General features: G+C 73.2%; 15 protein-coding genes and 1 riboswitch. Of the genes, 5 read left to right on the forward strand and 10 right to left on the reverse strand.

Annotated features, from left to right (window positions below; genetic code table 11):
* The first annotated feature begins 87 nt into the window (after window positions 1–87).
* Window positions 88–1149, forward strand: a complete 1062-nt coding sequence (gene sepH / locus ACSU6L_RS09505) for a septation protein SepH (RefSeq protein WP_437055466.1) — start codon at window positions 88–90, stop codon at window positions 1147–1149.
* Between the two features lie 187 nt (window positions 1150–1336).
* Here the strand turns inward: sepH and ACSU6L_RS09510 are convergent, their stop codons facing one another.
* On the reverse strand, window positions 1337–2185 hold the full coding sequence (locus ACSU6L_RS09510) for a sulfurtransferase (RefSeq protein WP_437055468.1): 849 nt from the start codon (window positions 2183–2185) through the stop codon (window positions 1337–1339).
* A 306-nt stretch (window positions 2186–2491) separates the two neighbouring features.
* Between ACSU6L_RS09510 and ACSU6L_RS09515 the strand changes: the two genes are divergently transcribed.
* A complete protein-coding gene (locus ACSU6L_RS09515; RefSeq protein WP_437055470.1) occupies window positions 2492–3292 on the forward strand; it encodes a VOC family protein in 801 nt (266 codons plus the stop codon).
* Between the two features lie 34 nt (window positions 3293–3326).
* Here ACSU6L_RS09515 and ACSU6L_RS09520 read toward each other — a convergent pair whose 3' ends face one another.
* The 4 genes from ACSU6L_RS09520 to ACSU6L_RS09535 form a co-directional block, all read right to left on the reverse strand.
* The gene (locus ACSU6L_RS09520) at window positions 3327–3974 is read right to left on the reverse strand and encodes a thymidine kinase (RefSeq protein ID WP_437055472.1); all 648 of its coding nucleotides are present in this window, start codon (window positions 3972–3974) and stop codon (window positions 3327–3329) included.
* Window positions 3975–4039: 65 nt separating this feature from the next.
* A complete protein-coding gene (locus tag ACSU6L_RS09525) occupies window positions 4040–5236 on the reverse strand; it encodes an alkaline phosphatase family protein (RefSeq protein WP_437055474.1) in 1197 nt (398 codons plus the stop codon).
* Window positions 5236–5832, reverse strand: a complete 597-nt coding sequence (locus ACSU6L_RS09530) for a DUF5998 family protein (protein ID WP_198948442.1) — start codon at window positions 5830–5832, stop codon at window positions 5236–5238. Before ACSU6L_RS09530 ends, ACSU6L_RS09525 begins: the two co-directional genes overlap by 1 nt.
* A gap of 62 nt (window positions 5833–5894) precedes the next feature.
* Window positions 5895–8705: a bifunctional acetate--CoA ligase family protein/GNAT family N-acetyltransferase gene (locus ACSU6L_RS09535; protein WP_437055476.1), complete on the reverse strand. Its 2811-nt coding sequence runs from the start codon at window positions 8703–8705 to the stop codon at window positions 5895–5897.
* A gap of 177 nt (window positions 8706–8882) precedes the next feature.
* On the opposite strand from ACSU6L_RS09535, the gene ACSU6L_RS09540 reads away from it, so the two are divergent.
* Entirely contained in the window at window positions 8883–9164 is a 282-nt protein-coding gene (locus tag ACSU6L_RS09540; RefSeq protein WP_071381868.1) for an HPr family phosphocarrier protein, read from the forward strand.
* A 179-nt stretch (window positions 9165–9343) separates the two neighbouring features.
* Here the strand turns inward: ACSU6L_RS09540 and ACSU6L_RS09545 are convergent, their stop codons facing one another.
* The 4 genes from ACSU6L_RS09545 to ACSU6L_RS09560 all read right to left on the reverse strand — a co-directional run bounded on the left by ACSU6L_RS09545 (window position 9344) and on the right by ACSU6L_RS09560 (window position 14158).
* Window positions 9344–10039, reverse strand: a complete 696-nt coding sequence (locus ACSU6L_RS09545; RefSeq protein ID WP_437055478.1) for a GntR family transcriptional regulator — start codon at window positions 10037–10039, stop codon at window positions 9344–9346.
* A gap of 192 nt (window positions 10040–10231) precedes the next feature.
* Complete coding sequence (locus ACSU6L_RS09550; RefSeq protein ID WP_437055480.1) at window positions 10232–10996, reverse strand: M23 family metallopeptidase; 765 nt, start codon at window positions 10994–10996, stop codon at window positions 10232–10234.
* Window positions 10997–11009: 13 nt separating this feature from the next.
* Window positions 11010–11175, reverse strand: a riboswitch (cyclic di-AMP (ydaO/yuaA leader).
* Between the two features lie 203 nt (window positions 11176–11378).
* On the reverse strand, window positions 11379–12767 hold the full coding sequence (locus tag ACSU6L_RS09555; RefSeq protein WP_437055482.1) for a M16 family metallopeptidase: 1389 nt from the start codon (window positions 12765–12767) through the stop codon (window positions 11379–11381).
* The gene (locus ACSU6L_RS09560; RefSeq protein WP_437055484.1) at window positions 12764–14158 is read right to left on the reverse strand and encodes a M16 family metallopeptidase; all 1395 of its coding nucleotides are present in this window, start codon (window positions 14156–14158) and stop codon (window positions 12764–12766) included. The genes ACSU6L_RS09555 and ACSU6L_RS09560 overlap by 4 nt, the downstream gene beginning before the upstream one ends.
* A 271-nt stretch (window positions 14159–14429) precedes the next feature.
* On the opposite strand from ACSU6L_RS09560, the gene ACSU6L_RS09565 reads away from it, so the two are divergent.
* Window positions 14430–16886, forward strand: a complete 2457-nt coding sequence (locus tag ACSU6L_RS09565) for a DNA gyrase/topoisomerase IV subunit A (protein ID WP_437055486.1) — start codon at window positions 14430–14432, stop codon at window positions 16884–16886.
* On the opposite strand, the gene ACSU6L_RS09570 is transcribed toward ACSU6L_RS09565, so the two are convergent.
* Window positions 16883–18013, reverse strand: a complete 1131-nt coding sequence (locus ACSU6L_RS09570) for a CobW family GTP-binding protein (protein WP_437055488.1) — start codon at window positions 18011–18013, stop codon at window positions 16883–16885. The two genes, ACSU6L_RS09565 and ACSU6L_RS09570, sit on opposite strands and share 4 nt — an antisense overlap.
* Before the next feature lie 150 nt (window positions 18014–18163).
* Between ACSU6L_RS09570 and ACSU6L_RS09575 the strand changes: the two genes are divergently transcribed.
* The gene (locus tag ACSU6L_RS09575) at window positions 18164–19123 is read left to right on the forward strand and encodes a sucrase ferredoxin (RefSeq protein WP_437055490.1); all 960 of its coding nucleotides are present in this window, start codon (window positions 18164–18166) and stop codon (window positions 19121–19123) included.
* The last annotated feature ends 61 nt before the right edge of the window (window positions 19124–19184 follow it).

Consider the following 19184-nt stretch of genomic DNA (forward strand, 5'->3'; position numbering starts at 1 on the left):
GTGGCAGGCTGCACCCGGGCAGGCCACACTCGACTAGCGGAAGCAGCGACGCACGTGACGTCGGCAGGCACCACCCGGGAGGTCCCCATGCCCGAACTGCGTGTCGTGGCCGTCTCCAATGACGGCACACGGCTGGTGCTGAAGGCTGCGGACAGCACGGAGTACACGCTTCCGATCGACGAACGGCTCCGCGCCGCCGTGCGCGGCGACCGTCCCCGCCTCGGCCAGATCGAGATCGAGGTGGAGAGCCATCTCCGCCCCCGAGACATCCAGGCGCGTATACGTGCAGGTGCGACCGCGGAAGAGGTCGCCCAGATGGCGGGCATCCCCGTCGACCGCGTACGCCGCTTCGAGGGCCCCGTGCTGGCCGAGCGCGCCTTCATGGCCGAGCGGGCCCGCAAGACCCCGGTCCGCCGCCCCGGCGAGAACTCCGGCCCGCTGCTCGGCGAGGCCGTACAGGAGCGACTGCTGCTGCGCGGCGCCGAGAAGGACACCGTCCAGTGGGACTCCTGGCGCCGCGACGACGGCACCTGGGAAGTGCTGCTGGTCTACCGGGTGGCGGGCGAACCGCACTCGGCGAGCTGGACGTACGACCCGCCCAGGCGGCTCGTCCAGGCCGTCGACGACGAGGCGCGCTCGCTGATCGGCGAGTCCGACGACCTCGGGGCGCCCGAGCCGAGCATGCCGTTCGTCCCGCGGATCGCCCGGCTGCCGCGTGACCGCGCGCTGGCCGGTTCCCTCGACCGGGACCGGGAGCGGGATCGGGACCGCGAGCGGCCGAGTCTGCCCGCGCAGGCGTCCGAGCCGGCGGAGGAGACCACGGCCACGGCCGAACGGGACTCGCTGACCAGCCTGCTGGAGGCCGTGCCCAGCTTCCGGGGCGACCTGGTGGTGCCGGAGCGGTCCGCCGAGCCCTCGGAGGAAGACGACGACGAGCCCGTCGCGGAGGAGCCGCCGGCGCCCGCCGCATCGGCCGGTTCCGCCTACGCGGACGTCCTCATGCCGCGCTCCGTGGGCAGCCACCGGGACCGCCTCATCGGCGCCACCGACCGCCAGGCGGAGGCCGACGGCGTCCGCCCGGGCCGCCGGGCGGCCGTCCCCAGCTGGGACGAGATCGTCTTCGGCACGCGGCGCAAGAAGCAGGAGTAGTCGGCGTACGACGACTTGGCCCGCGCCGGGGAACGGCGCGGGCCAAGTCGCGTGCCTGCCGCAGTCGTAGCCGACTGCGCGGGCCTCTCGGCGGGCCCAGGCGCGCATTGCGGTACGAGTCGGTGTTCCGGGCGCGGGGGCGCCCTGTGAATCCCCGCAAGCCCCCGCGACGCCCGCCCGCGCGCCCCTACTGCGGGTCCGCCCCCACCGCCACCGGACGCTCCGGGTCCGAGGACCACTCCGACCAGGAACCCACGTACAGGGCCGCCGGGATGCCCGCCACGGCGAGGGCGAGAACCTCGTGCGCGCCCGAGACGCCCGAACCGCAGTACACGCCGACCTCCGTGTCCTCGGCGGCGCCCAAGGCCTTGAAGCGGGCCCGCAGTTCCTCGGCGGGCAGGAAGCGGCCGTCCGGGGTGACGTTCTCGGTCGTCGGGGCCGAGATCGCGCCCGGGATGTGGCCGCCGACCCGGTCGATGGGCTCCACGTCACCCCGGTACCGCTCCGCCGCGCGGGCGTCGAACAGCACTCCGGAACGGGCCAGCGCGGCGGCGCCGTCGGCGTCCAGCAGGCCCGAGCCCGGAACCGGCTGGAAATCGCCCTCCGCGGGGCTCGGGATGTCCTGGGACAGCGGCCCCTCCCAGGACGGCAACCCCCCGTCGAGGACCCGCACGTCCGGGTGACCCGTCCAGCGCAGCATCCACCAGGCGCGGGCCGCCGCCCAGCCCTGCCCGCCGTCGTACACGACGACCGGCGTCCCCGACGACACGCCCGCGCGGCGCATCACGGCGCCGAACTCCGCCACGCCGGGCAGCGGATGACGGCCGCGCTCACCCGCCTTTCCGGCCAACTCCCGGTCCAGATCGACGAAGACGGCTCCGGGGACGTGCCCGGCCGCGTATTCCGCCCGGCCGTCGAAGGGCGGCTCGCCGGCCGCCTTGGCCAGGCTCAGCTGCCAGCGGACATCGAGCAGGACCGGCGGGTTCTCCCCTGCCAGGGCGCTCGCGAGTTCGGATGCGGAGATGATGGCGTTCATGGGGACCATCCTGGCGCACGGGGTGGCCGCGGCGCCCATGTCCGGCTACTCTGCTCCGCCAAGCAGGACCGATCACGAGGCGTATGCGATCGGGTACGTGCAGTACAGCCCCGGGTACCACCGATCGACATCCGTGGGCCATCCTCCCGAAAGGGACGGTAAGCGCAGATCGGGCATTCTCCGGTGACCGGACGAGATGCGGCGGCGCGCCCGGAGCGCGTGACAGCGCCGGTGGTGCGAGCATCGGCACGGGGTCCGGAGAGCGGAAGCGACGCGGCACCGCGAGGGGCCGAGGAGAGAGTGACGATGACCGAGGCACGGGGGTCGGAGGGCCGGCACGGTGAACACGCCCGGTACGCGCCGGGCACGCCCTGCTGGGTGAGTCTGATGGGGCACGGGCTGGCCGCGACCCAGGAGTTCTACGGATCGCTGTTCGGCTGGGAGTTCCGCCCCGGCCCCCAGCAGCTCGGCCCCTATGTGCGGGCGCTGCTGGACGGCCGTGAGGTGGCGGGCATCGGGCAGCTGCCGCCCGACCGGCACCTCCCCGTCGCCTGGACGCCCTACTTCGCCTCCGCGGACGCGGACCGGACGGCCGACACCGCGCGGCTGTGCGGCGGGACCATCGGCGTGGGGCCGCTGGACGCGGCCGAGGCCGGGCGGATGGCGATCGGCTCCGACCCCTCGGGGGCCGTCTTCGGGATCTGGCAGGCGGCGGAGCACCTCGGCACGGCCGTCACCGGGGTGCCGGGCACGCCCCTCTGGAACGAACTGCTGACCTTCGAGTCCGCGACCGTGGCCAAGTTCTACGAGACCGTCTTCGGTTACGAGGAGGAGCCGGTGATCTCCGCCGACTTCGACTACGTGACGCTCCACGCCGACGGCCGCCCGGTCGCCGGCATCCGCGGCATGGGCCACACGCTGCCCCGGGACCGGGGCCCGCACTGGCTGACGTACTTCGAGGTGGCCGACACCGACGCCGCGCTCGCCCGCCTCGTCGAGCTGGGCGGACACGTCATCGCACCGGCCGAGGACGGCGACCGCGGCCGCGCGGCGACCGTCAGCGACCCCGAGGGCGCCCTTTTCTGCCTGCTCCAGCGACCGGGCTGACGCCCGGACCGCCGAGGACGGTTCGGGGCGTGTCCTAGGCGGGCGCGACCGGCAGGACGTCCGGGGACAGGGCCGCCGCGTGGGCGCTGGCGGCGGTCATGCGCCGGCGGTGGTGCCGGCGGCACAGCACCTCGTAGCCCACGGCCTCCGCCTGGTTGACGTCGCCGACGACCACCTGGGCGCCCTCGACGACCATCTCGCCACCGATCGTGCGGGCGTTGTGGGTGGCGCGGGCGCCGCACCAGCACAGGGCCTCGACCTGGAGCACCTCGACCCGGTCGGCCAGCTCCACCAGGCGCTGGGAGCCGGGGAAGAGCTTGGTGCGGAAGTCGGTGGTGATGCCGAAGGCGTAGACGTCCAGCCCCAGGTCGTCGACCACGCGCGCGAGCTGGTCGATCTGCTCCGGGGCGAGGAACTGCGCCTCGTCCGCGATCACGTAGTCCGCGCGGCCGCCGTGCGAGAGGTGGTCCACGAGGTAGGCGTAGAGGTCCGTGCCGTCCTCGACCTCGACCGCGTCGGTGACCAGGCCGAGCCGCGAGGACAGCTTGCCCTCGCCCGCGCGGTCGTCGCGGGTGAAGATCATGCCCTGCAGGCCCCGCGCGGAGCGGTTGTGCTCGATCTGGAGAGCCAGCGTCGACTTCCCGCAGTCCATCGTTCCGGAGAAGAACACCAGCTCGGGCATGGGGGGTTGAGCACCTTTCGGCGGAGTCGTCATGGTGTGCGTTGTGCGGGTCGGCGCCGCGGCGCTCAGGTGCGTACTTCGAGCAGCGGGACCAGTTGCTCGGCCGGGGTCATCGAGCCGTGGTTGCCGACCATCGCCGACTCCTTGGGTTCCCGCTCGGAGGCGATGATCAGAACGTCGTCCCGCGCGGCGGCGACGACGTCGCCGATGCGCGCGTACACCCGCTCCTCGACCCGCGGCCCGAACCAGCCCGCCGCGATCGCCTCGTCCCGCGAGGCCACCCAGAACTGCTCGCCGAGTACTTCCCGCCAGCAGGTCAGCACGTCGTCCTCGGCGCCCGGCACCGCGTACACGTGGCGGGCCCGGCCCTCGCCGCCCAGCAGGGCGACCCCGGCGCGCAGCTCCCAGTCCTCGTCGAAGTCGATGCGGTGCTGCTCGTCGAAGGGCACGTCGACCATGCCGTGGTCGGCGGTGACGTAGAGCGCGCTGCGCGGCGGCAGCTGCTCGGCCAGGCGCTGGACCAGCCGGTCGACGTACATCAGCTGGCCGCGCCAGGTGTCGGAGTCGACGCCGAAGCGGTGGCCGGCGCCGTCGACCTCGGCGTAGTACGTGTAGACCAGGCTGCGGTCGCCGGCGGCCAGTTGTTCGGCGGCGAGGTCCATGCGGTCCTCGCCGGACAGCCGCCCGTGGAAGCTGCCGCCGCTGAGCGCGGCCTTGGTCAGCGGGGTGCTGGCGAAGGCCGGGGAGGACACCTGGGCGGCGTGCACCCCCGCGCGGTCGGCGAGCTGGAAGACGGTGGGGTACGGCTGCCAGGCGCCGGGCTCGGTCCACGGCTGCCAGCGCAGCTGGTTCATCAGCTGGCCGGTGGCGGGATCGCGCACGGTGTAGCCGGGCAGGCCGTGGGCGCCGGGCGGCAGGCCGGTGCCGACGGAGGCCAGCGAGGTGGCGGTGGTCGCCGGGTAGCCGGTGGTCAGGGGGCGGCCGGTGCCGCCGCGGGAACTGGCGATCAGCGAGGTCAGGAAGGGCGCCTCGTCGGGGTGCGCCTTCAGCTGCTCCCAGCCGAGGCCGTCGATCAGGAACACGCAGTTCCGGTCGGCGGCGGTCAGCTCCGGGATGGCGGCGGTCGTGCCGGGCACGCCCATGCCGGCGGCGAGCGTGGGCAGCAGGTCGGCGAGCGAGCCGGTGCCGTACTCGGGCAGGGGGGCGGAGTCTACGGCGAGGGGTTCCGGGTGGGGGCCCCAGGCGGTGGGCGGCTGCACCATCAGCGGGTCGGGTCCGCGGTCGCCTCGGAGATGGCCTGGGCGAAGACGAGCGCCTGGCGCACCGTCTCCGGGCCGTCCCCGGCCTCGCTGACGCGCAGGCTGAGGTCGTCCGCCGTGGAGCTGCCGGTGTAGCCGTGGTCGGCCTCGCAGTTGGGGTCGCCGCAGGCGGCGGGCTCCAGGTCGATGCGGGAGACGGCGCCCCAGCCGATGGTCAGCACGATCTCGCGCGGCAGGGTGCCCGGCGTGTACGACTCCGGGTTGGCGACGACCCGGCTGACCACGACCGACGAGATCCGGCCGAGCTTCACGGACTCCGTGGAGGTGGTCGCGTAGGGCGTCGGGGAGGTGTTGTCGGCGGCCTGCTCGTCGGTGTGGCTGACGATGAAGCGGGTGTCGGTGAGGACCAGCACGGTCACATGCCGGCGGACCTCGTTCTGGTCGAACGTCGTCTCCTGGTGGACCAGGTACGACCGGATGGGCTCACCGCCCACGGCGGCCTCCACCGCCTCGGCCACGAGGGCCGGGTAGTAGCCGCTGCGCTCGATCGCCGCACGCAGCCCCTGGGTCGTCGTACTGGTCTTGGCCATGCCGTCCATCCTACGGGGGCGCACTGACTGCGAGGCACCGCTCGGCGCCCTCCGCCCGGGTCGGAAACGTCTCAGTAGGCGGGGAGCGTGCGAGGGCCCAGGTCGTCGCGGGCGGGCGGCGGGGCCAGCCGTACCGAGGCACCGAGCACGCTCACGCCCTGGGTGGCGACCACGACGGGCTCGAGGGTGACCGCGACCACCTCGGGGTGGTCGTCGACCAGCCGGGAGACGCGCAGCAGCAGCTCCTCCAGGGCCGGGGTGTCGACGGGGGCGGAGCCGCGCCAGCCGAACAGCAGCGGTGCCGTGCGGATGGACCGGACCAGGGTGGTCGCCTCGCGGTCGGTGACCGGGATCAGCCGGTGCGCCATGTCGCCGAGCAGCTGCGAGGGCGCCCCGGCGAGGCCGAAGGAGAGCACCGCTCCGGCGGCGGGGTCGATCACGGCCCGTACGACGGTGTCCACCCCGCGCGGTGCCATGCCCTGCACCACCGGGCGCAGCGCCTCCGGCCTGCCGAACAGCTCGGTCAACTCGGTGTACGCGCGCCGCAGTTGTTCCTCGTCCGCGAGGTCGAGGCGTACGCCGCCGAGGTCCGCGCGGTGTCGCAGGTGCGGGGCGGTGGCCTTGAGGGCGACCGGGTAGCCGAGGGCGCGGGCGGCGGCGACGGCGTCCTCGGGGGTGGGGGCGGGGAGGGCGCGGCGCACCTGGACGCCGTAGCGGCCCAGCAGCTCGCAGGTCTCCTCGGTGCCGAGGGTGAGGCCCTGCCCGCGTGAGAGGAGGCCGTCGATCAGCCGGGCGGCGCCCTTCTCGTCGATGTCCTCGTACTCCGGCACCTTGCCGGGGTCGGCGGCCTCGCGTCGCCACTGCGCGTACTTCACGGCCTCGGCAAGGGCGCGGACCGCGCGTTCGGCGGCGGGGTAGGCGGGGATGAGGCGGGTGCCCTCGGGGGCGTCGGCCGCGGGGGCCGGTTCCGGTCCCGTGTCGGGCGCCGTGGTGTCCGTCGTCGCGGCACGCGCGCGGGGCGCGGTGCTCGCGGCGGCCGAGAGGGCCTCCGCGAGTCCGCCCAGTTCGACGTGCACGACCAGGACCGGCTTGGAGGGGGCCCGCTCGGCCGCCGAGCGCAGCGCCTCGGCGAGCGCCGCGTCCCCGGCGGACTCCTCGCCGATCGCCGGTATCGCCGTGACCACGACCGCGTCGCACGAGTCGTCGGCCAGGGCGCGGGACAGCGCCGCGCGGAAGTCCTCGGGCGTCGCGGCGGTCGTCAGGTCCAGCGGGGGTGTGGGCCTCAGGCCCTCCGAGAGGCAGGCGTCGTAGGTCAGCACGCCCAGGGACTCGGAGTTCCCGAGGATCGCCACGCGCGGTCCGCCGGGCAGCGGCTGGCGGGCGAGCAGCAGTCCGGTGTCCACCAGCTCGGTGATGGTGGACACCCGGATCACGCCGGCCTGCCGGAGCAGTGCGGAGACCGTGGCGGGCGGCAGCCGGGTGGCGCGGACGGCGTGCCCCTGGGGGGCGGATCCGGCGCCCTGGACGACGACGAGGGGCTTCGCCGCCGCCGTGCGGCGGGCCAGGCGGGTGAACTTGCGGGGGTTGCCGATGGACTCCAGGTACATCAGGACGACGTCGGTGTCCGGGTCGTCGTACCAGTACTGGAGGACGTCGTTGCCGGACACGTCCGCGCGGTTGCCGGAGGAGACGAAGGTGGACACGCCGGTGACGCCGGTGACCCCGCCGCCGCGCCGGTGCAGCCGGGAGAGCAGGGCGATGCCGATGGCGCCGGACTGGGCGAACATGCCGATGCGTCCGGGGCGTGGCGGTTCGGGGGCGAGGGAGGCGTTGAGGCGGATCAGCGGGGAGTTGTTGATGACGCCGAAGGCGTTCGGCCCGATGATCCGCATGCCGTAGGCGCGGGCGAGGCGCACCAGGGCCCGCTGGCGCTCGCGCCCCTCGGGGCCGCTCTCGGCGTATCCGGCGGAGAGCACCACGAGTCCCTGGACGCCGTGCTCGCCGCACTCGGCGACGACCTCGGGCACGTGCTCGGCGGGGACGGCGACGACCGCGAGGTCCACGGGCCCGTCGATGTCCCGCACGGAGCGGTACGCCGGCACCCCGTCCAGCTCCTTCAGCCCTTCGGGCAGAGCCCGGTTCACGGCGTGGAGCCGCCCGGTGAACCCGGCGTCCCGGATGTTGCCGAGCACTCCGCGCCCGACCCCGCCGGGGGTGCGGCCGGCGCCGACGACGGCGACCGAGCCGGGGGCGAGCAGCCGCTGCACGGAGCGTGCCTCGGCGCGCTGTTCGCGCGCGTACTGGACGGCCAGGGAACGGTCGGTGGGTTCGAGGTCCAGTTCCAGGCGGACGACGCCGTCCTCGAAGCTGCGCTTCTGGGTGTACCCGGCGTCCGTGAACACCTTGATCATCTTGGTGTTGGCGGGCAGCACCTCGGCGGCGAAGCGGCGGATGCCGCGCTCGCGGGCGACGGCGGCGATGTGTTCCAGCAGGGCGGAGGCGACGCCGCGGCCCTGGTGGGCGTCCTGCACCAGGAAGGCGACCTCGGCGTCGTCGGCGGGTGCGGAGGCGGGCAGTCCGTTCCCGCCGATGCGGTCATAGCGTACGGTGGCGATGAACTCGCCGCCGATCGTGGCCGCGAGTCCCACCCGGTCCACAAAGTCGTGGTGCGTGAAGCGGTGGACGTCCTTCGCGGACAGACGCGGGTAGGGCGCGAAGAAGCGGTAGTACTTCGACTCGTCCGAGACCTGCTCGTAGAAGCTGACCAAGCGCTCGGCGTCGTCAACGGTGATGGGGCGGACGCGCGCGGTGCCGCCGTCGCGCAGCACCACGTCGGCTTCCCAGTGGGCGGGGTACTCGTGCCGGTCCGACGAGGTCTGCATGGGCCCCAGAGTACGGCTCGCGTCCGACAACGGCGCGGGGCAGTCTGTGAAGGACGGGAGTACGGACCGAGGCCGCGGTCCGGCGACACCCGAAGGACGGGCACAGGACCGTCCGGGCGCGCTTCACGATATGGGAAACTGGTCTAGACAACCTGAACACCTGAAGGGCAGCAACACATGGCTGAGCGCCGCGTCAACGTCGGCTGGGCCGAGGGCCTCCACGCCCGCCCCGCCTCCATCTTCGTCCGAGCCGCCACGGCCGCAGGCGTCCCGGTGACGATCGCCAAGGCTGACGGCAACCCCGTCAACGCGGCCTCCATGCTGGCCGTCCTCGGCCTGGGCGCCCAGGGCGGCGAGGAGATCGTCCTCGCCTCCGACGCCGAGGGCGCGGACATCGCTCTCGACCGCCTGGCCAAGCTGGTCTCCGAGGGTCTCGAGGAGCTTCCCGAGACCGTTTGACGCTCGCGCGCCGGTCACCCGAAGCCGCGTCGCCCTTTCCGGGCGGCGCGGTTTCGCTTTTCCGCCGGGGAATTCCGGGCATGCGGACGCCGCACGCACGATCAATTACGGCGTGCCGAAAAAGGGCACGGAAAACAGTCCGCCCGCCGAATAACTGCTCTTTGTATACGGCTCTCGTGTTAATGCCGCAGGCCCGACATGTTTACGGCATGTTGCGAATTCCTCACACGGTCCGCGCGCTCCCCTCCGGGGCCGAACCGCAGCCGGTGCGTGCCGGTCGAGCGCTCGGCGTGCACGGCGGTGATCGCCCGTGCGCGCTCGCTGTCGCCGCGGGCCACGGCGTCGACGATCGCCCCGTGCTCAGCCCAGGCCTCCACCGGGCTGACCGGCGCCTCCACCGCGTACATCCAGGCGATCTTGTGCCGCAGCTGGCTCAGCATCGACGTCAGGGCCGGGCTGGCGGAGGCCTGGGCGAGCGTCTCGTGGAACCAGCCGCCCAGGGAGCGCAGGTCGTCGCTGTTGCCCCGGCGGGCCCGCTCCTGGCCCAGCCGGACCAGACCGCGCAGCACCTTCAGATGCGCCTCGGTGCGCCGCTGCGCCGCGCGGGAGGCGCCCAGCGGCTCCAGCAGCAGGCGCATCTCCAGCAGGTCGGCGGCCTCCTGCTCGGTGGGCTCGGCCACGCACGCGCCCGCGTGCCGCCGGGTCACCACGAAGCCCTCCGCCTCCAGCGTGCGCAGCGCCTCCCGGACCGGGACGCGCGAGACGCCGTAGCGGCGGGCGAGCAGTTCCTCGGTGAGCCGGCTGCCGCGCTCGTAGACACCCGCGACGATGTCGTCCCGGATCGCCGAGCACACCGAATGCGCCGGAATACGCATGACCGACCTCCGCCTTAATCCCCGTGAAACGCCGACGATTGACGTCCGGCCAGTGACTCTATTGCAATGAGCCGCAATTTCCGATGGCGGGCCGGAAATCATGGATATTTTTTGGACATCGGGGCGCCCGAAACGCCGAAAGCCCCGGCTGGACGCCGGGGCTTCGGGGAGGGAGGAGGGCGAGGGACGGCGTCAGACGTTCACGCCGTGCGCGCGCAGGTAGGCGACCGGGTCGATGTCCGAGCCGTACTCCGCGCCGGTGCGGGCCTCGAAGTGCAGATGCGGGCCGGTGACGTTGCCGGTGGCGCCCGACAGGCCGATCTGCTGGCCGGGGGTCACGGTCTGCCCGACGGCGACGCCGATGGAGGACAGGTGGCCGTACTGGGTGTACGTGCCGTCGTGCATCCGGATGACCACCTGGTTGCCGTACGCCCCGCCCCAGCCGGCCTCGACGACCGTTCCGGAGCCGACCGCGTGGACTGAGGTGCCGCTCGCGGCGTGGAAGTCGACACCGGTGTGGCTGCCGGAGGACCACAGGGAACTGCCGGCCTGGTAGCCGGTGGAGACGTAGGAGCCGCTGATGGGCGCCACGAACGTGTTGAGGCGCTTGCGCTCGGCCTCCCGGGCGGCGCGCTCCTCGGCCTCGCGGGCCCGCACGGCCTCCGCCTCCGCCCGCTTCAGAGCGGCCGCCTCGGCCTTCTGCTCGGCGGCGGCCAGCTCGGCGGCCTGCTGCTGCGCGGCGGCCTGGGCGTCGATCTGCTCGGCGACCTCGTCGCCGAGGGTGAGGACCGGGAGTACGCCGGTCTGCTCGGCGGGGCTTTCGGCGGCGAGCGCCGGGCCCGCCAGGGTGCCGATGACGCCAGTGGTGGTGAGCGCCGCGACACCCGCCGCGCGGGCGGTGGTGCGCTGCATCCGGCTGGGACGACGATGCTTCCCGGTGGCGCGGGTCAACGCCATGAAGTGGCTGGTCCTTTCCTTCCTTCTCGCCTACCGGGTTAGCTGACGGGTTCGGAGCAGGAAGGTCTCCTACGGCCACCCTCGCTCAGGCGCGGGCGTCCGATTCACCCCAGGGACTGCACAGGTGGGTCCCCGGCTCCCCTGGCTCGCGCCGTACGGGGACTCGGCGATGACTGTCCGGTGCCGCGGATGCGGCGCACTGCCTGACGAACAGCCCGCACGACGCTAAGACGGACGGCTTTCAAATCCCAAACCAACGCGGGATTTTGTAGCGCATCCCACAGGGCAGACAGGCAACCTCCGCCTCAATTCGGACATCAAGGGGCCCTGGTGACGCTTCGGTCACCAGGGCCACTGCGCGTGCGTGTGCCCGCGCGGTCGTCTACTCGGCCGCCACCACGGTGACTTCGCCGATGCCCAGAGCCTCCACGGGCTCCTTGATCTGCGCCGCGTCACCGACGAGGACGGTCACCAGACGGTCCACCGGGAAGGCGTTCACGACCGCCGCGGTCGCCTCGACCGTGCCGGTCGCGGCCAGCTGCTGGTAGAGCGCCGCCTGGTAGTCGTCGGGCAGGTACTGCTCGACCTGGTCGGCCAGCGTGCTCGCCACGGCCGCCGCCGTCTCGTACTTGAGCGGCGCCACGCCGACCAGGTTCTGCACGGCCACGTCCCGCTCGGCGTCGGTCAGGCCCTCCGCGGCGAGGGTGCGCAGCACCGTCCACAGGTCGTGAAGGGCGGGGCCGGTGTTCGGGGTGTCGACGGAGCCGCTGATGGCGAGCATCGACGCGCCCGTGCCGTCCGGGGCGGACCGCAGGACCTGCCCGAACGCCCGCACGCCGTAGGTGTAGCCCTTCTCCTCGCGCAGGACGCGGTCAAGGCGGGAGGTGAGGGTGCCGCCCAGACAGTACGTGCCGAGCACCTGGGCGGGCCACACGCGGTCGTGCCGGTCGGCGCCGACCCGGCCGATGAGCAGCTGGGTCTGGACCGCGCCGGGGCGGTCCACGATGACGACGCGGCCGGTGTCGTCGGCGGTCACCGGCGGCACCGGCCGCGGCTCGGCCGAGGAGCCGGTCCAGGAGCCGAGGGTGTCGCCGAGCAGGGCGTCCAGGTCGATGCCGGTGAGGTCGCCGACCACCACGGCGGTGGCCGTGGCCGGGCGGACGTGCCGCTCGTAGAAGGCGCGGACGGCCGCCGAGTCGATCTTCGCGACCGTCTCCTCGGTGCCCTGGCGCGGGCGCGACATGCGCGAGGCCGCCGGGAACAGCTCCTTGGACAGTTCCTTCGCGGCGCGCCGGGACGGGTTGGCCAGCTCGTGCGGGATCTCGTCCAGCCGGTTGCGGACCAGCCGCTCGACCTCGCTGTCGGCGAACGCGGGCGCCCGCAGCGCGTCGGCGAGCAGCCCGAGGGCCTTCTCCAGGCGGGAGGCCGGGACCTCCAGGCTGAGCCGGACGCCGGGGTGGTCGGCGTGCGCGTCGAGGGTGGCGCCGCAGCGCTCCAGCTCGGCGGCGTACTCCTCGGCGGAGTGCTTGTCGGTGCCCTCGGAGAAGGCGCGCGCCATGATCGTGGCGACGCCGTCCAGGCCGGTGGGCTCGGCGTCCAGCGGCGCCGCCAGGAGCACCTCGACGGCGACGACCTGCTGGCCGGGGCGGTGGCAGCGCAGCACCGTCAGGCCGTTGTCGAGCGTCCCGCGCGTGGGGGCCGGGAACGCCCACGGCTTGGCGTCGCCCGGCTGCGGCTGCGGGTGGAAGTCCATCGTGGCGAGCTCGGTCACTTGGCCGCCTCCTCGTTGTCGTCGGCGGCTTCCACGGTCGCCGCGGATTCCGGGTCCTCGGTGCCCTCCACGTCCTCGGGCTGCTCGGGGCTGAGCGGCTCGTAGACGAGCACCGCGCGGTTGTCGGGGCGCAGGCGGGCCTTGGCGACCTCCTGGACCTCCTCCGGCGTCACCTCCAGCACCCGCTGGACGGCGGTGAGGGCGAGCTGCGGGTCGCCGAACAGCACGGCGAACCGGCACAGTTCGTCGGCGCGGCCGGCGACCGTGCCGAGCCGGTCCAGCCACTCGCGCTCCAACTGGGCCTGGGCGCGCTCCATCTCCTCGGCGGTGGGGCCCTCCTCGGCGAACCGGGCCAGCTCCTCGTCGATGGCGGCCTCGATGACCGGCACCTCGACGTCGCCGGAGGTCTTCACGTCCAGCCAGCCCAGCGAGGGCGCCCCGGCGAGGCGCAGCAGGCCGAAGCCGGCCGCGACGGCCGTGCGGTCCCGGCGCACGAGCCGGTTGTACAGGCGGGAGGACTCGCCGCCGCCCAGGACGGTGAGCGCAAGGTCGGCGGCGTCGCACGCGCGCGTGCCGTCGTGCGGAAGGCGGTAGGCGGCCATCAGGGCGCGCGCCGGGACCTCCTCCTCGACGACCTCGCGCAGCTGCTCGCCGATGACCTCGGGCAGCGAGCCGTCGCGCGGGGCGGGCTTGCCGTCGTGCGAGGGGATGGAGCCGAAGTACTTCTCGATCCACGCGAGGGTCTGCTTCGGGTCGATGTCGCCGACCACCGAGAGCACCGCGTTGTTCGGCGCGTAGTAGGTGCGGAAGAACGCGCGGGCGTCCTCCAGCGTCGCCGCGTCCAGGTCGGCCATCGAGCCGATCGGCGTGTGGTGGTACGGGTGGCCCTCCGGGTAGGCGAGGGCGGTGAGCTTCTCGAAGGCGGTGCCGTAGGGCACGTTGTCGTAGCGCTGGCGGCGCTCGTTCTTGACGACGTCCCGCTGGTTCTCCATCGACTCGTCGTCGAGGGCGGTCAGCAGGGATCCCATGCGGTCGGCCTCCAGCCAGAGGGCGAGCTCCAGCTGGTGGGCGGGCATGGTCTCGAAGTAGTTGGTGCGCTCGAAGCTGGTGGTGCCGTTGAGCGAGCCCCCCGCGCCCTGCACCAGTTCGAAGTGGCCGTTGCCCTTCACCTGGCCGGAGCCCTGGAACATCAGGTGCTCGAAAAGGTGAGCCAGGCCGGTACGGCCCTTGACCTCGTGGCGTGAGCCGACGTCGTACCAGAGGCACACCGCCGCGACCGGGGTCAGGTGGTCCTCGGAGAGCACCACGCGCAGACCGTTGGCCAGGCGGTGCTCGGTCGCTGTCAGGCCGCCGGAGCCTGCCTCGGCTGTGGCCGTGTGACCCATGGGCATGTACGTCCCTTCGATCGCGGATGCGGTGGGTGAGACCGCTGGTTTCCTGCCGTCCTGCCACTGTATGCAAGCGTGCGGACCGTCTGCGAAGTTCCCGGACCGCGTACGCCGAGAGCGAGAGGGGGGTAACCCGGCGCGAGGGCGTAGCCTGCGGGGCAGCAGGGGGGCCGGGCGGACTGCGCCGGGTCCCGCTCCGCGTTGTCAGTGCCGCGGTCCACAATGGTCCGCGTCAGATCCCGTTCACCACGCTTCAGCAAGGAGCCAGGCAGCGATGGCCCGCCGCAGCACGAAGACCCCGCCGCCCGACGACTCGTACGAGGAGAAGATCCTCGACATCGACGTCGTCGACGAGATGCAGGGCTCCTTCCTCGAGTACGCGTACTCGGTCATCTACTCCCGAGCCCTGCCGGACGCACGCGACGGTCTCAAGCCGGTGCACCGCCGCATCGTCTACCAGATGAACGAGATGGGCCTGCGCCCGGAACGCGGCTATGTGAAGTGCGCCCGCGTGGTCGGCGAGGTCATGGGCAAGCTGCACCCGCACGGTGACGCGTCGATCTACGACGCGCTGGTGCGCATGGCCCAGCCCTTCTCGATGCGCGTGCCCCTGGTGGACGGCCACGGCAACTTCGGCTCCCTGGGCAACGACGACCCGCCGGCGGCCATGCGGTACACCGAGTGCCGGATGGCCGCGGCCACGGGCCTGATGACCGAGTCCATCGAAGAGGACACGGTCGACTTCGGCCCGAACTACGACGGCCAGGAGCAGGAGCCGGTCGCCCTGCCCGCCGCGTTCCCGAACCTCCTGGTGAACGGCGCCTCCGGCATCGCGGTCGGCATGGCCACCAACATGCCGCCGCACAACCTCGGCGAGGTCATCGCCGCCGCCCGCCACCTCATCCGGTACCCGAACGCCGATCTCGACGCGCTGATGAGGCACGTCCCGGGCCCCGACCTGCCCACCGGCGGCCGGATCGTCGGCCTGTCGGGCATCCGCGACGCCTACGAGACGGGCCGCGGCACGTTCAAGATGCGCGCGACGGTGTCCGTGGAGACCGTCACGGCCCGCCGCAAGGGCCTGGTCGTCACCGAGCTGCCCTTCACGGTCGGCCCGGAGAAGGTGATCGCCAAGATCAAGGACCTGGTCGGCTCGAAGAAGCTCCAGGGCATCGCCGACGTCAAGGACCTCACCGACCGTGAGCACGGGCTGCGCCTGGTCATCGAGATCAAGAACGGCTTCGTGCCGGAGGCCGTCCTGGAGCAGCTGTACAAGCTGACCCCGATGGAGGAGTCCTTCGGCATCAACAACGTGGCGCTGGTGGACGGCCAGCCGCTGACGCTGGGCCTCAAGGAGCTGCTGGAGGTCTACCTCGACCACCGCTTCGAGGTCGTCCGCCGCCGCTCCGAGTTCCGCCGCGGCAAGCGGCGCGACCGCCTGCACCTGGTCGAGGGCCTGCTGACGGCCCTGGTGGACATCGACGAGGTCATCCGGCTGATCCGCTCCAGCGAGAACTCCGCGCAGGCCAAGGCGCGCCTGATGGAGCGCTTCTCGCTGAGCGAGGTGCAGACCCAGTACATCCTCGACACGCCGCTGCGCCGGCTCACCAAGTACGACCGGATCGAGCTGGAGGCGGAGAAGGACCGGCTCAACACCGAGATCGAGGAGCTGACCCGGATCCTGGAGTCCGACGCGGAGCTGCGCAAGCTGGTCTCCTCCGAACTGGCCGCGGTGGCCAAGAAGTTCGGCACCGAGCGGCGTACGGTCCTGCTGGAGTCCGCGGGCGCCCCGGCCGCCGCCGTGCCGCTGCAGGTGGCGGACGACCCGTGCCGGGTGCTGCTGTCCTCGACGGGTCTGCTGGCGCGTACGGCCAACGCCGAGCCGTTCGCGGAGGACGCCGACGGCAATCGCGCCAAGCACGACGTGATCGTCTCGGCGGTGCCGGCCACGGCCCGTGGCGAGGTCGGCGCGGTGACGTCGGCCGGGCGGCTGCTGCGGATCAACGTCGTCGACCTGCCCCAGCTGCCGGAGACGGCGGCGGCGCCCACCCTCTCGGGCGGCGCGCCGCTGGCGGAGTTCGTCACCCTGGAGGACGACGAGACGGTCGTCTGCCTGACCACCCTCGACGAGTCCTCCCCCGGTCTGGCGCTGGGCACGGAGCAGGGCGTGGTCAAGCGGGTGGTGCCGGACTACCCGGCGAACAAGGAGGAGCTGGAGGTGATCACCCTCAAGGAGGGTGACCGGATCGTCGGCGCGGTGGAGCTGCGCACCGGCGAGGAGGACCTGGTCTTCGTCACCGACGACGCCCAGCTGCTGCGGTACCAGGCCTCCCAGGTCCGCCCGCAGGGCCGGCCGGCGGGCGGTATGGCGGGCATCAAGCTCACCGACGGCGCGAAGGTCATCGCCTTCACCGCGGTGGACCCGGCCGCCGACGCGGTGGTGTTCACCGTCGCGGGCTCGCGCGGCACGCTGGACGACTCCGTGCAGACGACCGCCAAGCTGACCCCGTTCGACCAGTTCCCGCGCAAGGGCCGGGCCACGGGCGGCGTGCGCTGCCAGCGGTTCCTGAAGGGCGAGGACTGCCTGTCCTTCGCCTGGGCGGGCGCGACCCCGGCACGGGCGGCCCAGAAGAACGGCTCGCCGGCCGACCTGCCCGAGATGGACCCGCGCCGCGACGGCTCGGGCGTGTCGCTGCAGAAGAAGGTGGCGGCGGTGGCCGGGCCGGTCTAGAACCCCGGGTCCGCGCCGGGTTCCGGGTCGTACTCGGCGTACGCCTCGGGGTCCGGCTCGTCCGGGTCCCGGACGTAGCGCAGGACGCCCCACATGCCGTGCTCGTCGGCGGTGTGCGGGGCGTCGTCGCGGCAGGACTCCAGCTCCTTGCGGAGGAGCGGGGCGTCGATGCCGGAGCCGATCAGGACGAGCTGGGTGAGCCGTTCGGCGTCGGACGCCCAGCGCTCCGGGTAGAACCGCAGGAACCGGCCCACCGCGTGGACGGCGTACCGGTTGCGGGGGTCGTGAGCGCCGAAGTCGACGTACCCCTTGATCCGGTAGAGCCCTTCGGGCCTGCTGTCGAGGAACCGCATCAGGCGTCGGGGGTCGAGGGGGCGGTCGGAGACGAAGGACAGGCTGTCGTAGGCGGTGTGCAGGTGGCCCGCGTGGCCGTGCGCCTCGCCGGGCACGTCCTGGTCCTCGTCCGCGTGCAGGTCGTCGTGCAGGTCGTCGAAGGACAGCTGCCCGACGCGCTCCTCGCTCGGCCGGCAGTCGAACAGGAACTCCGGGTCGATCCGGCCGTAGGTCGCGGGCACGACGGCGGCCCGGTCGGTGAGGTTGCGGACCAGGCCGAGGACACGTTCGGCGTCCGGGGTCCGGTCCAGCTTGTTGACCACGACGAGGTCGGCGAGGGCGAGGTGCCGGTCGATCTCGGGGTGCTTCGCGCGGGTCTCGTCGAACTCCGCGGCGTCGACGACCTCCACGAGACCGCCGTAGACCACCCGCGGGTTCTCGCTGGCGAGCAGCATGCGGACCAGTTCCTGCGGCTCGGCCAGGCCGCTGGCCTCGATCACGATGACGTCGATGCCGGTCTCGGGCCGGGCGAGCCGGTCGAGGTAGAGGTCCAGCTCACTGGCGTCGACGGCGCAGCACAGGCATCCGTTGCCGAGCGAGACGGTGGAGTCGCCGAGCGCCCCGGCCACCGCCATGGCGTCGATCTCGATGGCGCCGAAGTCGTTGACGACGGCGCCGATACGGCTGCCGCCGCTGCGGTGGAGCAGATGGTTGAGGAGTGTCGTCTTGCCGGAGCCCAGGAATCCGGCGAGGACGACGACCGGGATCTGCTGCGGCCTCGGGCTCTGCCCCAACGTGCGACCTCTCTCCTACCGACGCGGGCCCCGGCGCGCGGCCCGGCGCGTGTGCGAGCACTGACTGCGGCCCCCAGAATACGAGCGCCGGCGCGGGCCCCGGCGCGGTCGGGAGGTCATCGGGGACGAAGTCAGGTTAGGCTCACCTCTGTGAGTACGTGCGCGACCGTCTCCCGGAGCCTCGGCGAGCCCATTTCCGGAACCGCGGCGACCGCCAGGACCTGGCTCCTGGTGGAACAGCCCGGTCCATGGGGCGCCAGGGCGCTCACTTCGAGCCACCTGGACCCCGCGCTGGGCCGCGCGCTGGAGGCCGCCGCGAAGGGCACCGGCGTACGCATCGCGCTCATCCGCCGCCCGGGCCGCCACGCGGACTGTCACACGACCTCCGTACGCCGGGTGTACGCCGCCCACACCATGCCCGGCAACGCCTGGCTGCGCACCGCCACGACCACCGACCCCCGGCAGCTCCTCGATCTGGACTTCGCCGCCCTCGGCCGGGGCGACCACCACACCTTCGACACCGCACTGCGGGGCCGGCCCCACACCGGTGGCCCGCTCGCCCTGGTGTGCACCAACGGCAAGCGCGACCGCTGCTGCGCGCTCCTCGGCCGCCCGCTCGCCGCCGAGCTGGCCGCGTCCGGGGTGGAGGGCGTCTGGGAGGTCACCCATCTGGGCGGTCACCGCTTCTCGCCGACGCTGCTCGTCCTGCCGTACGGCTACGCGTACGGCCGGGCCGACGCCCGCGGCGTCAAGGAGGTGCTGCACGCCGTCCAGGAGGGCCGGATCGTCGTCGAGGGATGCCGGGGCGGCTCGGCCTGGGAGCGGCCCGGTCAGGCGGCCGAGCTGGCCGTGCGGAGGGCGGTGGGCGAGTACGCGGCGGACGCGCTGAGCGTCGTACGCGCCGAGAGCGCCGTACGGACGGACGAGGCGGCCCCGCGCTGGGAGGTGACCGTCGCCCACGTGGACGGCCGCTGCTGGCGCGTCCTGGTGGCGCAGGGGGCCTCCGAGCCGCCCCGCCCCGAGAGCTGCGGCACGTCGGTCCTGGGCGCCCCCGCGCGGATGGACGTCCTGGCGCTGCGCGAACTGACCCCGGCGGCCCTCGCGAGCTGACCTCCGCGCGGGCGGGAGATCCCGGCACCCCACTACGGCGGAGGGCACCCGTCCACGTACC

The organism is Streptomyces sp. enrichment culture (assembly GCF_964272855.1).
Lineage (GTDB): Bacteria > Actinomycetota > Actinomycetes > Streptomycetales > Streptomycetaceae > Streptomyces.

Bases quoted from the DNA above. Each gene is read 5' to 3' on its own strand.
- ACSU6L_RS09530 (WP_198948442.1), bottom strand. From the start codon at position 5,832: ATGGACGGCATGGCCAAGACCAGTACGACGACCCAGGGGCTGCGTGCG.
- ACSU6L_RS09525 (WP_437055474.1), bottom strand. From the start codon at position 5,236: ATGGTGCAGCCGCCCACCGCCTGGGGCCCCCACCCGGAACCCCTCGCC.
- ACSU6L_RS09515 (WP_437055470.1), top strand. From the start codon at position 2,492: ATGACCGAGGCACGGGGGTCGGAGGGCCGGCACGGTGAACACGCCCGG.
- ACSU6L_RS09540 (WP_071381868.1), top strand. From the start codon at position 8,883: ATGGCTGAGCGCCGCGTCAACGTCGGCTGGGCCGAGGGCCTCCACGCC.
- sepH (WP_437055466.1), top strand. From the start codon at position 88: ATGCCCGAACTGCGTGTCGTGGCCGTCTCCAATGACGGCACACGGCTG.
- ACSU6L_RS09510 (WP_437055468.1), bottom strand. From the start codon at position 2,185: ATGAACGCCATCATCTCCGCATCCGAACTCGCGAGCGCCCTGGCAGGG.
- ACSU6L_RS09535 (WP_437055476.1), bottom strand. From the start codon at position 8,705: ATGCAGACCTCGTCGGACCGGCACGAGTACCCCGCCCACTGGGAAGCC.
- ACSU6L_RS09550 (WP_437055480.1), bottom strand. From the start codon at position 10,996: ATGGCGTTGACCCGCGCCACCGGGAAGCATCGTCGTCCCAGCCGGATG.
- ACSU6L_RS09520 (WP_437055472.1), bottom strand. From the start codon at position 3,974: ATGCCCGAGCTGGTGTTCTTCTCCGGAACGATGGACTGCGGGAAGTCG.
- ACSU6L_RS09560 (WP_437055484.1), bottom strand. From the start codon at position 14,158: ATGCCCATGGGTCACACGGCCACAGCCGAGGCAGGCTCCGGCGGCCTG.
- ACSU6L_RS09545 (WP_437055478.1), bottom strand. From the start codon at position 10,039: ATGCGTATTCCGGCGCATTCGGTGTGCTCGGCGATCCGGGACGACATC.
- ACSU6L_RS09565 (WP_437055486.1), top strand. From the start codon at position 14,430: ATGGCCCGCCGCAGCACGAAGACCCCGCCGCCCGACGACTCGTACGAG.